The following is a 13,038-nucleotide window of genomic DNA, read 5'->3' as shown; positions in this document are numbered from 1 at the left end:
GTTGAGGTCGTGTAGAAATGGGGGACCTGACCCCGGATTTTTTAACCTGCTTTCGGCAGGGCTGCGGTCATATCAACCCAGCTCTGCGGCTGCGGCTTGTTGCGCTCGCGGACGCCGAAGAAGCTCACCACCAGATCCCCATTCCTGTCGAAGAACTCCACCGACGTCACCCCGGCACGCTTGATCACGTAGCCACTGTGGAAAGCGCTATCGCGCAGGTGCAAATTGAACTCCGGATCGAGCACGTTGAAGTACCCGCCCGCCTCCTGCACCTTGCTGATCTTGCCGCTGTAAATCTGAATCGCCGCATCATTGCCCAGGAAGGCCATGATGTCGATCTTCTGCTTGGCTGACTCCTCCAGCAACTGACGCACCGCCTGCGGCGTCACCCGCTGCACCTTGTCCACCGGCCCCAGCCGCAGCGCCTGCTCGCGCGACATGCCGAACTCGGTCAGCAGGCGATTGAACTGGTGCACATCGTTCAGCTCGTTCCACGCCATCTGGTATTCCTTGACGTCGATCGCGCTGTCCGGTTTCTCGGCCGGTTTCAGCGGCGCTGCCGCCACTTTCAGATCCGCGCTCTGCACCGGGTTGCGGAAGTCGGCGACGATCTTGTCAAACACGGCCACGCCTTCATCGCTCTTGACGTACAGCTTGTGCCCTGCGTTGCCGCTCTGGTCGAAGAATTGCAGGCTGCGCGTCACCACGCCGTCCTTGCCCGGCTGCACCACGGCAAACGCGTACTTCCAGTTTTTAAAGGTGAAGCGCAGGTCGATCTCGCCGCCCAGGTAGCCGCCGGCGATGTTGCGCAGGCGCGCTTCGCGTTCCTTTTCCTTGTCCGCGTCGAGGCCGGCCACTTCTTCCTGCGGCTTCAGGCGGGTGGCGACGCCGGTGCGTTCCAGCACGCCGTTTTCATTGCGCGTCAGCGCCATGACTTTGCCGAGGTCCAGCGCGCGGCGCATGATTTCGCGCGGCACATTGTCGCCCTCCTGCAAGCGCGTTACGGTCTTGCCGAGGCCGGTGGTGGCCAGCAGTTCGGCTTCCGACACATTCAGTTTGGCGGCGGCGTCGCGCAGCGGCAGTTTCGGCTGCTCAGCGCGCAGGGCGTCGTAGCGTTCCGTCAGGCTGGCGGCACCGGCCGATGCAGAGATCAGCAAGGCGCCGGTCAGCGCCAGGGCGAATCGATGGTGAGGTTTCATGGCGAGCTCCTTAGTAAATCACTTTGAGGTTAAAGGCGTAGTTGCGGCCCGGACGCGTCTGGCGTTCGATGTCGGCCAGGGTGGCGGCCGTGGCGCCGGCAGGCAGGCTGCGCGACGAGGCGTAGTCCCAGTACTTCTTGTCGTTCAGGTTGTAGACGCCGCCGCTGAGGGTGACGTGCTTGTTGATGTTCCAGTAGGCGGTCAGGTCCAGCACGCCGTAACCGGGCACCTTGAACATGGTGGTCGTGGTGCCGGTCAGCACGTCGCCGGCGGCCTGCTTGCCGCGCGCAGCGCTGGCGGTCAGCGCCGCACCGCCGCGCAGGCCCGGATCGTCATAGGCGAAGGTGGCGTTGGCCTTGTACGGCTGCACCGACGGCAGGTCGGCTTTCTTGCCGGTGCTGGTGTTTTCCGACGTACCTTTCGAGGCGCCGGCCGCCAGGTTGACGCTGTAGCCTTTCATGGTGTTCATCCACTGGCCCAGCTCGAAGCGCGAACTGAATTCCACGCCGTAGATATTGGCCTTGCCGACGTTTTCCGGACGGTACAGGCCGAAGGTGATGGTCGGGTAGTTGACCGGATCGGCCGGCTGCGTCGCGTATTCGATGAAGTTGCTGTAGCGGGTGTCGAACACCGAGGCGCTGAATTCCACGCCCGGTGTCGGCGCGCCTTTCAGGCCCACTTCAAAGGCGTTGCTGGTTTCTTTTTTCAGGTCAGGATTGCCCAGCACCGCGTAGCCGTTGCCGGCGCCGGTGTAGCTGAACGAGTCGTAGGTGCCGGTGCGCTCGGCCGCCGTCGGCAGGCGCGTGCCGCGCGAGTACTGCGCAAAGGCGTTCAGCTTGGGTGTCAGTTCCACCGACAGGTTCAGCGACGGCGTGAAGAAGGAATCGGTTTCGTCCTTGATCTCCTTGGCCGCGCTCGGCACGGCGACCACGTAGTTTTGCAGGTTCTTCGGCGACAGTTTGCGCTGTTCGCCGCGCAGGCCCGGCGTCAGCGTGGACGGCAGGCCGCCCAGCGAGAAGCCGATCTCGTCGCGCACATAGGCGACGAATTTTTCGGTATCCATGTCGGCCATGCGGTTCTTCAGCGTGAACTGGTGCGCGCCGGTTTTTACCACCACGCGGTCTTCGCTCCAAGGGCGGCGGCTTTCCTGCTGTTCATAGCTGACGCCGTAGCTCAGCAGATTGCCCGACAGCTGCTTGGTGGCGTCCAGCGACAGGCCCTTGTTGTCGTTGTAGAAGCCGGTATTGATGTCGCGGATATAGGGCTGCGCGCCGGTGATGTAGTCGGCATGGGTCAGGTCGACCACTTCGGATTTCTGCGTGTAGGCCTTGGTGTCCAGCGTGTCGAACAGCGCCACGCCGGTGGGCGTCCACTGGTGTTCGACGCTGAAGCGGGTGCGCTTGGTGTTGGAGTCCTGCGTGGCGCCGTCCGGATACGAGCTGCCGACCTTGTTGTCGAACTCGCGGTTGTGCTCGGCCCTGTAACTGTCGATGGTGAAGTTCAGCTTCTGGTCCCTGGCAATAGACCAGTTCAGCTTGGCCAGGATGGCGTTCGAATCCCATTCATCCGGATTCACCGGCGCGCTGCTGTTGATTTTCGAGGCGTCGCCGGTACGGTGCGCGGCGACGATCAGCGCTTTCAGGCTCGGGCTGATTTCGGCGGCGGCGGTGACCGCGTGCAGGCGCATGCCGTGATCCGAGGTGTAGCCGAACTTGTAGTCGGCGTAGACCTTGCGCGTGCCGTCCAGGTAGTCTTCCGGCGCCTTGGTGATGAAGGACACCGAACCACCCAGGCCCGGCGAGCCGCCGCCGGTCGGGCTGGCGCCGGAACCGATGATCACTTCACGGAAGATTTCCGGATCGAAGTAGTCGCGGCCGATGCCGAAGGAGTTGTTCGAGGTGCCGTCCGGGCGCGAGGCCGCATCCGGCAGCGCGATGCCGTCCAGCTGCAGGCTGATGCGGTTGCCTTCGACGCCGCGGATGTTGATGCCGGTGTTGCCGGCGCCATCCCAGATATTGCCGCCGCCGCTGGCCGCGGCCGGCACGGACACCAGCGGCGAGTAGCGCGCGATATTGGCCATGTCGATGGCGTTGTTCTGCTCCAGCTGACGCGTGCTCAGCACCGTGGTACTGCCGTTTTTGGTGGAGGCGTCGAGATCGCGCCTGGCCTTGACCAGGATTTCCGACAGTTCAGTGGAAGGCGTGGCCGGCGCGTCCTGCGCGAAGGACGGCATGGCAACCGCGCCCAGCATGACCAGCAGGGCGGATCGGACGTGAAGGGACAAAGGCGCGGCCTGGTGCCGTGCGCCCGGGAGGGTAGCAACCATAATATTCCAAGAGAGAGGAGTTAAACGCTGGCTCTCGGAGATAGGACGATTGCTGGCAAAGAATCATCTTAACAATAATGATTCTTATTTACAAGTGATCTTTGAGGTAGTTGTTCTTCACGCGCACATAGTGCTCGGCGGAGTATTTGAGGTAGGCGATTTCTTCCGGCGTCAGCGCCCTCACCTTCACAGCCGGGCGGCCGACGTACAGGTGGCCGCTTTCCAGCACCTTCCCCGGCGGCACCAGGCTGCCGGCGCCGACCATCACCTGGTCCTGCACCACCACATCGTCCATGATGATGGCGGCCATGCCGATCAGGCATTCGTTGCCGATGGTGCAGCCGTGCAGCATGGCCTGGTGGCCGATGGTGACGTAGTCGCCGATGATCAGCGGCGAGCCGTCCGGCTTCTTGTCGTTCCTGTGCGAGACGTGGCCCATGGCGAAGTCCTGCACATTGGTGCAGTTGCCGATGACGATGCGGTTGACGTCGCCGCGCAGCACGGTGTTGCACCAGATCGAGCAATCGGCGCCGACGGTGACGTCGCCGATCACTTGCGCTGACGGATGCAGGTACAGGCCCTCGCCCAGCTGCGGCGTGGTGTTCAGGTAGGAAGAGACAGGCATTCGGTGTCCTTATTTGCGGGAGTATTTGGCCAGCATGCCGCCCAGCTCGTTCTGGTGCGTGACCATCCAGGTCCACAGGGACTCGACCTGATCGCGGTGCGCGGCATAGTAATCCGGATTGGTGGCCAGCCAGATATTACTGCTGAACAGCGGCACGCGCAGGCGCACGATCTCGTTGCCGTAGCGCTCGGCAATCGCGCTGTCCATATCGCCCACCGCGCCCACCGTCATCGCCACGCCGTCAACGCGCTTGAGGCGCAGCTTGCCGATATTGCTGTCCAGGTCGCGGCCGCCCTCGTCGACCTTGATGCCGGCGTCGCGCAGCGCGGCGACATACGGCGCGCCGAACGGCACGCCCATCACGCGGCCCTGGAAATAACGCGGCGTGACGAGATCGACCGGCAACTGGTCGCCGGCGCGCACCAGCACGATGATGCTGGTATGGATGGCGCGGCTGCGGTCCAGCGCGCCATTGCGGTCAAGCGGCAGCACGATCCCGGCCGGCATGTCGGCCCGCTCTTCGATCGGCAGGTAGTCGATCGCCCCGTTCTTCAACGCCAGGCGCAGGCGGCCGCCCGGCATGCGCACGAACTGCACCGGACAAGGGATGCTGGCGGCCGCTGCCGCGCGCAGGTAATCGACCGCCACGCCGGGCGGTTCCGCCACCTCGGCACCGGCGCCCAGCCAGTACGGCGGACGGTCCTGGTCCATATAGCCGATGCGTACCGCGGGGCACGCGGCATGCGTGCTGGCGACGCTGAACAGGGCAAGGGCTAACAGGACAAAACGAAACATAAACAATCGCAAGATTTAATGACTAAAGCGTCATTATAAGCTTGGCAAATCATCCCTGGTAAGTGCCATCGCCGTGCGGCGCGGCGCGGAATTCCGGCAGCGCTTCGGCCAGGTGCGAGTACTCGGCCAGGGCCGGGTAGTCGGCATCGGCCACCACATCCGGCAGCATTTGGCGGATGAAGTGCCAGGTGACGGCCATCATGACGCCGGGCGGCGGCATCGCCTCGCTGGTGGCCTCCAGCGGCTGCCGCAATTGCTCGGCTTCCAGCACGTCCAGCGCGGCGCGCATTTGCAGCACGACGCGGTCGGCCCACGGCCGATGCAGTTTTTCCGCCGGACGCAGTTCGCGCTCATAGACCAGCTGCACCGCCTTGTCGCAGGCCGCCAGCGCCAGACTCAGCAGACGCTGCGAGCGGAACAGTTCGGTCGGCATGGTGGGCGTGCGGCGCGCGGACGGACGGGCGATGAATTCGGCGTATTGCAGGATCAGCGTGGAGTCCATCAGCGCCGCCCCTTCCTCATCCACCAGCGTCGGCGCCTTGACCACCGGATTGATCTTGCTGAACTGATCGAAGGTGCTGAACACCGACAGCGACTGGTGCTCGAACTTCACGCCCAGCAATTGCAGAGACACCGCCACGCGGCGGACATACGGGGAATCGAGCATGCCGATCAGTTTCATTACAACTCCTTATTCAAGTGAGAACAACGCCGCGCTGTGGGCGTGAATGGCGGTGGTGTCGAACAGCGGCACGGCGGCGTCGGCCTGCGTCACCAGCAGCGAGATTTCGGTACAGCCGAGGATGATGGCCTGCGCGCCCTGCGCGGCCAGCTCCGCCATGATGCGGCGATACTCGTCGCGCGAGGCGTCGTTGATGCGGCCCAGGCACAGCTCTTCGTAGATAATCCGGTGCACGATGTCGCGGTCGGCCGGCGCCGGCGCCACCACCTCCAGGCCGTGCCCGCGCAGGCGGTCCGTGTAGAACGCCTGCTCCATGGTGAAGCGCGTGCCCAGCAGGCCGACCTTGTGCAGCCCGGCACGCTTGATTTCCCGCGCCGTGGGGTCGGCGATGTGAAACAGCGGAATCCGCACCGCCGCCTCGATATCCGCCGCCACCTTGTGCATGGTGTTCGTGCACAGCACGATGAAGTCGGCGCCGGCCGCCTGCAGCGCGCGCGCCGCCTCGGCCATCATGGCGCCGGCCGCTTGCCAGTCGCCGGCATGCTGCAAACGCTCAACCTCGTGGAAATCCACGCTGTACAGCACCACCTTGGCCGAATGCAGGCCGCCCAGTTGCTGCTTGATGGTCTCGTTGACCTGACGGTAGTACGGCACCGTCGATTCCCAGCTCATCCCGCCTATCAGTCCTATGACTTTCATGTGCACCTCCCGTGCCCATTCTACCCTTGCAACAGCACGTTGACGCCACGGGCGACGGCATGGACGACCTGCATCACGTCCCAGTTGGTCAAACGGATGCAGCCGTGCGACTGGGTCTTGCCGATTTTGCCCGGCTCGGGCGTGCCGTGGATGCCGTAGTGTTCGATGCTGAGGTCGATCCACGCCAGGCCGACCGGGTTGTTGGGACCGCCGGCGATGCGCGCCTTGGTGTCGCCGGCCTTGGCGTCCCAGAACAGTTTCGGGTTGTAGCGGTATTCGGGATTGGTGGCGACGCCGCGCACCAGCCAGCGGCCTTCCGGCAGCGGATCGTGCTTGCTGCCGGTGCTGGCCGGGAATTGCGCGAACGGCATGCCGCCCGCGTCCAGCAGCGTCAGCGTGCCCTCTTTCGCGTCGACCAGGATGGACGCCGCTTTCGGCAGCGGCCTGATGGCGGCCACGTTCGGCACCAGCAGCTGCTCGCCGACCTTGTTCAGCTTCCTGCCGGGATTCAGGCGGTGCAGCAGCTCGGGGCTGCAATGGAAACGCTCGCCCAGCGCTTCGGCGATGTTGGCGTAGCCAAGCGTGGCCAGCCTGGCCTTGCCCGCCATGTCGGACGGCACCGGCGCGTACGGCCCGGCCACATCCCTGGCGGTGAGGGTGTAGACCGCCAGCACCGGCGCCTCGTCGCGCTCCAGCTCCTTCCAGGTGGCGGCATCGATATTGCCGTTCACCGGCAACTGGTGCAGTTTCTGGAAACCGCGGATGGCCTGATGCATATTGCTGCCATACGATGCATCCATTTCGCCGGGTGAAAAGTGGGCGCGGTCCAGCAGCACCTGCGCGCGCAGCACATTGGGACCGCTGGTTTTCGGCGTAACGGATCTGGCGCGTTGGGCGGCGTTCAGGGTATCGGCTGCGGATATGGCCGGCTCGGCGGCAGAAGCGCTGAATGCGGCCAGCATTAGGACAAGGAATAAAGCTCTCAAACCAGACTCGGACTCTCGACAACGGAGCCGCATTCTATCCTTGTTCGCGGCTCCCCTGCCACGCCCTTCACACGCCGGTGATTTTCTGCGCGACTTCCCAGCTGTGTCCGGCCGGATCGACAAAATTAATCGTGCGCATGCCCCACGGACGGTCGACCGGTCCGTTCAGGATGGTGACGCCGCGCTGCCGCAGCTGCGCGCACATCGCATCCACATCGTCGATCCAGATGCTGAACTGGAAACGGCAGCCGGCATCGCGCGGCGCCACCGCGCCCGGCGCGACAATCTCCGGCGCATGGGTGATCTGCAGCAGATTGATCAGCACGCCGTCGAATTGCACCACCGCCGAATTGGGATCTTCGTACACCACCGGCACGCCAAACACATCCACATAAAACGCCCTGGCCGCCGCCAGGTCTTCAACGAACAGGCTGATGGCGCTGATGTGTTTGAGTTCCATACCCTAGTCCTTGCGATAGCGTTGCATGACGTAGCCGAGCTGGCCGCGATGGGTATCGAGCCAGGTCCACAGCGCCTCCGACTGCTTGGGATGCGCGTGGTAGAAATTCTCGTTGAAAGCCAGCCACAGGCGCACGTTCAGCAGCGGTTGCGGCATCTGTTCGATTTCGCCCTTGTGCTTGGCCAGCACTTCCTTCAGGTGGGCCGGCGCCACGGCCGCCACCACCACGCCGTCGACCCGGCCCAGCTTGAGCTTTTCGATGTTGCGGTCGAGGTCGCGCGCACCTTCGTCCAGCGTCAGGCCGGATTCGCGCAGCTTGGCGGCGTAGCTGTTACCCATCGGGATGCCGAGCACCTTGTCCCGGAAGTACAGCATGGGATTGGTGTTGGCCGGCACCTTGTCCCGGGTGCGCACCAGCACCAGCACCTGGTTGTGCAAGGCGCGGTTCAGGTCGATATTGCCGGCCTTGTCGCGCGGGATGGCGATCTCGGCCGGATAGAAACTCATCTCGCCCAGCGGCGCCAGGTCGACATCGCCGTTTGCCAGCGCCAGCCGGATGCGCGGCGGCGGCAGGCGCACCCACACCGGCGCGCAACCGAAGCCGGCGCCCAGCACGGCGTCGCGGATCAGGTCCACCGCCGCGCCGGGCGGATCGGGTACCTTGTCGCCGTCGCCCAGCCAGTACGGCGGACGGTTCTGGTCGGTATAGCCGACGCGCACCGGGATGCAGCCCGCAGCCAGCGCGGACACGGCGTGGGAAGCGGCGACGGCCAACAGGAGCAAAATGCCAGCGCGCAGCTTCATGGGGAATCTTAGGGACGGGGTGGTTGTTCGGCCGGCTTGGGAGCCAGCGGCGCCAGCGCGGCACTCTGGCCTTTGCCGACGATCTGAACGAAGATCTCGTTCTGCTTGATCATGCTGAGTTCGTAGCGGGCACGCTCCTCGACCGCGCCGGTGCCGTCCTTGAGGTCGCGCACTTCGGAGTCGAGCTTGGCGTTGCGGGCGATCAGCTCCGCATTCTTCTTGTGCGCCACATCCACCTGCGACTCGAAGTCTTTCACGCGCAGCCAGCCGCCCTTCCCCAGCCACAACGGGTACTGGATCAACAGCAGCAGGAAAGCCAGTCCGAGCGTAATCAGGCGCATGAGGTGAATGCGGCCGGATTTGCTCCGGCCGCGCTTGCTTAATTACTTCAGATTATAGAACGCATCGCGGCCTGGGTAGGAAGCGATATCGCCCAGATCTTCCTCGATACGCAGCAGCTGGTTGTATTTCGCCATGCGGTCCGAACGCGACATCGAGCCGGTCTTGATTTGCAGGGCGTTCAGGCCCACGGCGATATCGGCGATGGTCGAATCTTCGGTTTCGCCCGAACGGTGCGAGATCACGGCGGTGTAGCCGGCGCGCTTGGCCATTTCGATGGCGGCGAAGGTTTCGGTCAGGGTGCCGATCTGGTTGATCTTGATCAGGATCGAGTTGGCGATGCCCTTCTGGATGCCTTCTTTCAGGATCTTGGTGTTGGTGACGTACAGGTCGTCGCCCACCAGCTGGACTTTCTTGCCCAGTTCCTTGGTCAGGATCGCCCAGCCGTCCCAGTCGCCTTCGTGCATCGCGTCTTCGATCGAGATGATCGGGTACTTGTCGCACCAGGTCGCCAGCAGGTTGGTGAACTCGGTCGCGGTCAGCGACAGGCCTTCGCCTTCCAGCTCGTACTTGCCGTCCTTGTAGAACTCCGAGGCAGCGCAGTCCAGGCCGATGGCGATCTGGGTGCCTGGCTCGTAGCCGGCCTGCTCGATCGCTTCAATGATCAGCTTGATCGCTTCTTCGTGGTTGGCCAGCGAAGGGGCAAAGCCGCCTTCATCGCCGACGGCGGTGTTCAGGCCCTTCTTGTGCAGGATTTTTTTCAGCGTGTGGAACACTTCCGCGCCGTAACGCACGGCTTCCTTGAACGACGGTGCGCCGACTGGAATGATCATGAATTCCTGGATGTCCAGGTTGTTGTCGGCGTGCGCGCCGCCGTTGATCACGTTCATCATCGGCACTGGCAGCTGCATCGCGCCCGAACCGCCGAAGTAGCGGTACAGCGGCAGGCCGGCTTCTTCGGCGGCAGCCTTGGCCACCGCCATCGACACCGCCAGCATGGCGTTGGCGCCCAGGCGGGCCTTGTTTTCGGTGCCGTCCAGGTCGATCAGAGTGCGGTCCAGGAAGGCTTGCTCATTGGCGTCCAGGCCCATGATGGCTTCCGAGATTTCGGTGTTGATATTTTCGCAGGCTTTCAGCACGCCCTTGCCGAAGTAACGCTTCGGATCGCCGTCACGCAGTTCGATCGCTTCGCGCGAGCCGGTCGAGGCGCCCGACGGCACCGCCGCGCGGCCCATCACGCCGGATTCCAGCAGCACGTCGCATTCGACGGTTGGATTGCCGCGCGAGTCGATTACTTCACGGCCGATAATGTCAACAATAGCACTCATGTCATTCTCCAAAGTTAGGCGATACGAAGTCGCGCCGCGTCTTTACGCGCGTTGCGAGGTCAAGGATAACGGGAATTGTACCCGGTGCGGGAACATTGTTAAAGTTTCCACACCGGGCAGGCTGCTTAGTTGAAGCTGTTCTCCAGGAAGCCAGCTTTTTTGGTGACGCGGTCCAGTTCGATCAGAACGGACAGCAAGTCCTTCATGCGGCCCAGCGGCACGGCGTTGGGGCCGTCCGACAGGGCTTCTGCAGGATTGGGGTGGGTTTCCATGAACAGGCCGTCGACGCCCACGGCAACCGCCGCGCGCGACAGCACCGGCACCATTTCGCGCATGCCGCCCGACGAAGTGCCGTTGCCGCCTGGCAGCTGCACCGAGTGGGTGGCGTCGAACACGACCGGCGCGCCGGTTTCGCGCATGATGGACAGCGAGCGCATGTCGGACACCAGGTTGTTGTAGCCGAACGAGGCGCCGCGTTCGCAGGCCATGAAGTTGTCTTCGTTCAGACCGGCTTCCTTGGCGGCGGCGCGGGCTTTGTCGATGACGTTCTTCATGTCGTGCGGGGCCAGGAACTGGCCCTTCTTGATGTTGACCGGCAGGCCGGACTGCGCGCAGGCGACGATGAAGTCGGTCTGGCGGCACAGGAAGGCCGGCGTTTGCAGCACGTCCACCACTTTCGAGGCCACTTCGATGTCTTCGATCGAGTGCACGTCGGTCAGCACCGGCACGCCCAGCTCGCGCTTGACGGCGGCCAGGATCTCCAGGCCCTGCTCGCGGCCAGGACCGCGGTAGGATTTGCCCGACGAACGGTTGGCCTTGTCGAACGAGGCCTTGAAGATGAAGGGAATGCCCAGCTCGGTGGTCATTTCCTTCAGTGCGCCGGCGGTGTCGAACGCCATCTGGCGCGATTCGACGACACAGTTACCGGAGATCAGGAAGAACGGCTTGTCCAGGCCGACGTCGAATCCGCACAGTTTCATGCTGCCTCTCCTTGCAGGTCAACAGCGGTGCCGGCAGCCTTGTGGGCCAGCGCTGCCTTGATGTACGATGTGAACAGCGGGTGGCCGTCACGCGGGGTCGATTTGAATTCTGGGTGGTACTGCACGCCCATATACCATGGGTGCGAATTGTCGCCGCTGCGCGGCAGTTCCATGATTTCGCACAGGTCTTCGGTCGGCGTACGGGCCGCCACCACCAGGCCGGCCGCTTCCACGCGCGGCAGGTAGTGGTTGTTGGCTTCGTAGCGGTGACGGTGACGCTCGGTCACCACCGCGCCGTAGATTTCCGACGCCAGCGTACCCGGCTTGATGGCGCAGGTCTGCGCGCCCAGGCGCATGGTGCCGCCCAGGTCGGAGTTCTCGTCGCGTTTCTCGACTTTGCCGTCCTGACCTTGCCATTCGTCGATCAGGGCGACGACCGGCTGGGCGGTGTCGAGGTCGAACTCGGTCGAGTTCGCTTCGGTCAGGCCGGCTTTGTGGCGCGCGTATTCGATCAGCGCCACTTGCATGCCGAGGCAGATGCCCAGGTAGGGGATCTTGTTTTCACGGGCGAACTGGGCCGCCATGATCTTGCCTTCCACGCCGCGCTTGCCGAAGCCGCCCGGCACCAGGATGGCGTCGTACTTGGCCAGGTTGGCGCAACCGGTGGTTTCGATCTCTTCCGAATCGATGTACTCGATGTTGACCTTCGATTCGTTGTGGATGCCAGCGTGGCGCAGCGCTTCGGTCAGCGACTTGTACGACTCGGTCAGTTCCACGTACTTGCCGACCATGCCGATCGACACTTCGGTCTTCGGATGTTCCAGCGTGTAGATCAGCTTGCTCCAGACCGACAGGTCGGCCGGCGCCGGGTTCAGGTCCAGCGCTTCGCAGATGATGGCGTCCAGGCCCTGGTCGTGCAGCATCTGCGGCACTTTGTAGATGGTGTCGACGTCCCACACGGAGATGACGGCCTGCTCTTCGATGTTCGAGAACAGCGAGATCTTGGCGCGTTCGTCTTCCGGAATGCGGCGGTCGGCGCGGCACAGCAGCGCATTCGGCGAGATGCCGATTTCGCGCAGCTTCTGTACCGAGTGCTGGGTCGGCTTGGTTTTCAGCTCGCCGGCGGAGGCGATGAACGGCACCAGCGTCAGGTGCACGAAGGCGGTGTTCTTGCGGCCGGCGCGCAGGCTCAGCTGGCGCGCGGCTTCCAGGAACGGCAGCGATTCGATATCGCCGACGGTGCCGCCGATTTCGCACAGGGCCACGTCGTAGCCTTCGGCGCCGCGACGGATGTAGTCCTGGATTTCATTGGTGATGTGCGGGATCACCTGCACGGTCTTGCCCAGGTACTCGCCGCGGCGTTCCTTGCGGATCACCGATTCGTAGATCTGGCCGGTGGTGAAGTTGTTCACCTTTTTCATGCGGGTCGAGATGAAACGCTCGTAGTGGCCCAGATCCAGGTCGGTCTCGGCGCCATCGTCGGTGACAAACACTTCGCCGTGTTGCATAGGCGACATGGTGCCAGGATCGACGTTGATGTACGGATCAAGCTTGAGCATGGTGACTTTGAGGCCGCGCGATTCGAGGATCGCGGCGAGGGAGGCGGCGGCAATCCCTTTACCAAGGGAAGACACAACGCCACCGGTGACGAAGACAAATTTGGTCATTGCGGATGGTGCCGAACGGCACATGCGGGAAATTGAAATTATACACCAAAACCCCCGATTCTTCACCTTCCGCCCGCCAAAATTCCGCCAGCGACCGTGCATCACCGTACAGACCCGGCGTCCCGGGAAGGCCAAAATGACAACTCAA

The 13,038-nt window shown here is 63.5% G+C and carries 13 protein-coding genes; all 13 read right to left on the bottom strand.

The window, feature by feature from the left end:
* Nucleotides 1–41: 41 nt before the first annotated feature.
* The 13 genes from GJ698_RS21020 to pyrG all read right to left on the bottom strand — a co-directional run bounded on the left by GJ698_RS21020 (nucleotide 42) and on the right by pyrG (nucleotide 12,890).
* Nucleotides 42–1,199, bottom strand: coding sequence for a hemin-degrading factor (locus GJ698_RS21020; protein ID WP_154359815.1), 1,158 nt, complete (start codon nucleotides 1,197–1,199; stop codon nucleotides 42–44).
* Between the two features lie 10 nt (nucleotides 1,200–1,209).
* Nucleotides 1,210–3,483: a TonB-dependent hemoglobin/transferrin/lactoferrin family receptor gene (locus GJ698_RS21015; protein WP_229260100.1), complete on the bottom strand. Its 2,274-nt coding sequence runs from the start codon at nucleotides 3,481–3,483 to the stop codon at nucleotides 1,210–1,212.
* 130 nt (nucleotides 3,484–3,613) lie between these two features.
* The gene (locus GJ698_RS21010) at nucleotides 3,614–4,150 is read right to left on the bottom strand and encodes a gamma carbonic anhydrase family protein (RefSeq protein WP_154359813.1); all 537 of its coding nucleotides are present in this window, start codon (nucleotides 4,148–4,150) and stop codon (nucleotides 3,614–3,616) included.
* A gap of 9 nt (nucleotides 4,151–4,159) precedes the next feature.
* Nucleotides 4,160–4,945, bottom strand: coding sequence for a substrate-binding periplasmic protein (locus tag GJ698_RS21005; RefSeq protein ID WP_154359812.1), 786 nt, complete (start codon nucleotides 4,943–4,945; stop codon nucleotides 4,160–4,162).
* Nucleotides 4,946–4,994: 49 nt separating this feature from the next.
* Nucleotides 4,995–5,627, bottom strand: a complete 633-nt coding sequence (locus tag GJ698_RS21000) for a glutathione S-transferase (protein WP_154359811.1) — start codon at nucleotides 5,625–5,627, stop codon at nucleotides 4,995–4,997.
* A 9-nt stretch (nucleotides 5,628–5,636) separates the two neighbouring features.
* Nucleotides 5,637–6,326, bottom strand: coding sequence for an aspartate/glutamate racemase family protein (locus tag GJ698_RS20995; RefSeq protein WP_154359810.1), 690 nt, complete (start codon nucleotides 6,324–6,326; stop codon nucleotides 5,637–5,639).
* A 20-nt stretch (nucleotides 6,327–6,346) separates the two neighbouring features.
* Nucleotides 6,347–7,288 carry a L,D-transpeptidase family protein gene (locus GJ698_RS20990; protein WP_154359809.1) on the bottom strand — a complete coding sequence of 314 codons (942 nt, stop codon included), beginning with the start codon at nucleotides 7,286–7,288 and terminating at the stop codon, nucleotides 6,347–6,349.
* Between the two features lie 91 nt (nucleotides 7,289–7,379).
* Nucleotides 7,380–7,772 carry a VOC family protein gene (locus GJ698_RS20985; protein WP_154359808.1) on the bottom strand — a complete coding sequence of 131 codons (393 nt, stop codon included), beginning with the start codon at nucleotides 7,770–7,772 and terminating at the stop codon, nucleotides 7,380–7,382.
* Nucleotides 7,773–7,775: 3 nt separating this feature from the next.
* Entirely contained in the window at nucleotides 7,776–8,576 is an 801-nt protein-coding gene (locus GJ698_RS20980) for a transporter substrate-binding domain-containing protein (protein ID WP_154359807.1), read from the bottom strand.
* An 8-nt stretch (nucleotides 8,577–8,584) separates the two neighbouring features.
* Entirely contained in the window at nucleotides 8,585–8,917 is a 333-nt protein-coding gene (gene ftsB, locus GJ698_RS20975; RefSeq protein ID WP_154359806.1) for a cell division protein FtsB, read from the bottom strand.
* 42 nt (nucleotides 8,918–8,959) lie between these two features.
* Complete coding sequence (gene eno / locus GJ698_RS20970; protein ID WP_154359805.1) at nucleotides 8,960–10,243, bottom strand: phosphopyruvate hydratase; 1,284 nt, start codon at nucleotides 10,241–10,243, stop codon at nucleotides 8,960–8,962.
* Nucleotides 10,244–10,368: 125 nt separating this feature from the next.
* Nucleotides 10,369–11,223, bottom strand: a complete 855-nt coding sequence (gene kdsA / locus GJ698_RS20965; RefSeq protein WP_154359804.1) for a 3-deoxy-8-phosphooctulonate synthase — start codon at nucleotides 11,221–11,223, stop codon at nucleotides 10,369–10,371.
* Complete coding sequence (gene pyrG / locus GJ698_RS20960) at nucleotides 11,220–12,890, bottom strand: CTP synthase (protein ID WP_154359803.1); 1,671 nt, start codon at nucleotides 12,888–12,890, stop codon at nucleotides 11,220–11,222. The genes kdsA and pyrG overlap by 4 nt, the downstream gene beginning before the upstream one ends.
* Nucleotides 12,891–13,038 lie beyond the last annotated feature (148 nt).

Source organism: Duganella aquatilis, from assembly GCF_009674565.1.
Taxonomy (GTDB): Bacteria; Pseudomonadota; Gammaproteobacteria; order Burkholderiales; family Burkholderiaceae_D; genus Rugamonas; species Rugamonas aquatilis.
Note: the sequence above shows the minus strand (reverse complement) of the source record. Positions and strands in the feature narration are given on the sequence as shown.

Excerpts from the sequence above, each read along its gene's own strand:
- GJ698_RS21005 (WP_154359812.1), bottom strand. The coding sequence starts at position 4,945 with ATGTTTCGTTTTGTCCTGTTAGCCCTTGCCCTGTTCAGCGTCGCCAGC.
- GJ698_RS20990 (WP_154359809.1), bottom strand. The coding sequence starts at position 7,288 with ATGCTGGCCGCATTCAGCGCTTCTGCCGCCGAGCCGGCCATATCCGCA.
- GJ698_RS21010 (WP_154359813.1), bottom strand. The coding sequence starts at position 4,150 with ATGCCTGTCTCTTCCTACCTGAACACCACGCCGCAGCTGGGCGAGGGC.
- kdsA (WP_154359804.1), bottom strand. The coding sequence starts at position 11,223 with ATGAAACTGTGCGGATTCGACGTCGGCCTGGACAAGCCGTTCTTCCTG.
- GJ698_RS21000 (WP_154359811.1), bottom strand. The coding sequence starts at position 5,627 with ATGAAACTGATCGGCATGCTCGATTCCCCGTATGTCCGCCGCGTGGCG.
- GJ698_RS20995 (WP_154359810.1), bottom strand. The coding sequence starts at position 6,326 with ATGAAAGTCATAGGACTGATAGGCGGGATGAGCTGGGAATCGACGGTG.
- ftsB (WP_154359806.1), bottom strand. The coding sequence starts at position 8,917 with ATGCGCCTGATTACGCTCGGACTGGCTTTCCTGCTGCTGTTGATCCAG.
- pyrG (WP_154359803.1), bottom strand. The coding sequence starts at position 12,890 with ATGACCAAATTTGTCTTCGTCACCGGTGGCGTTGTGTCTTCCCTTGGT.
- eno (WP_154359805.1), bottom strand. The coding sequence starts at position 10,243 with ATGAGTGCTATTGTTGACATTATCGGCCGTGAAGTAATCGACTCGCGC.
- GJ698_RS20980 (WP_154359807.1), bottom strand. The coding sequence starts at position 8,576 with ATGAAGCTGCGCGCTGGCATTTTGCTCCTGTTGGCCGTCGCCGCTTCC.
- GJ698_RS20985 (WP_154359808.1), bottom strand. The coding sequence starts at position 7,772 with ATGGAACTCAAACACATCAGCGCCATCAGCCTGTTCGTTGAAGACCTG.
- GJ698_RS21020 (WP_154359815.1), bottom strand. The coding sequence starts at position 1,199 with ATGAAACCTCACCATCGATTCGCCCTGGCGCTGACCGGCGCCTTGCTG.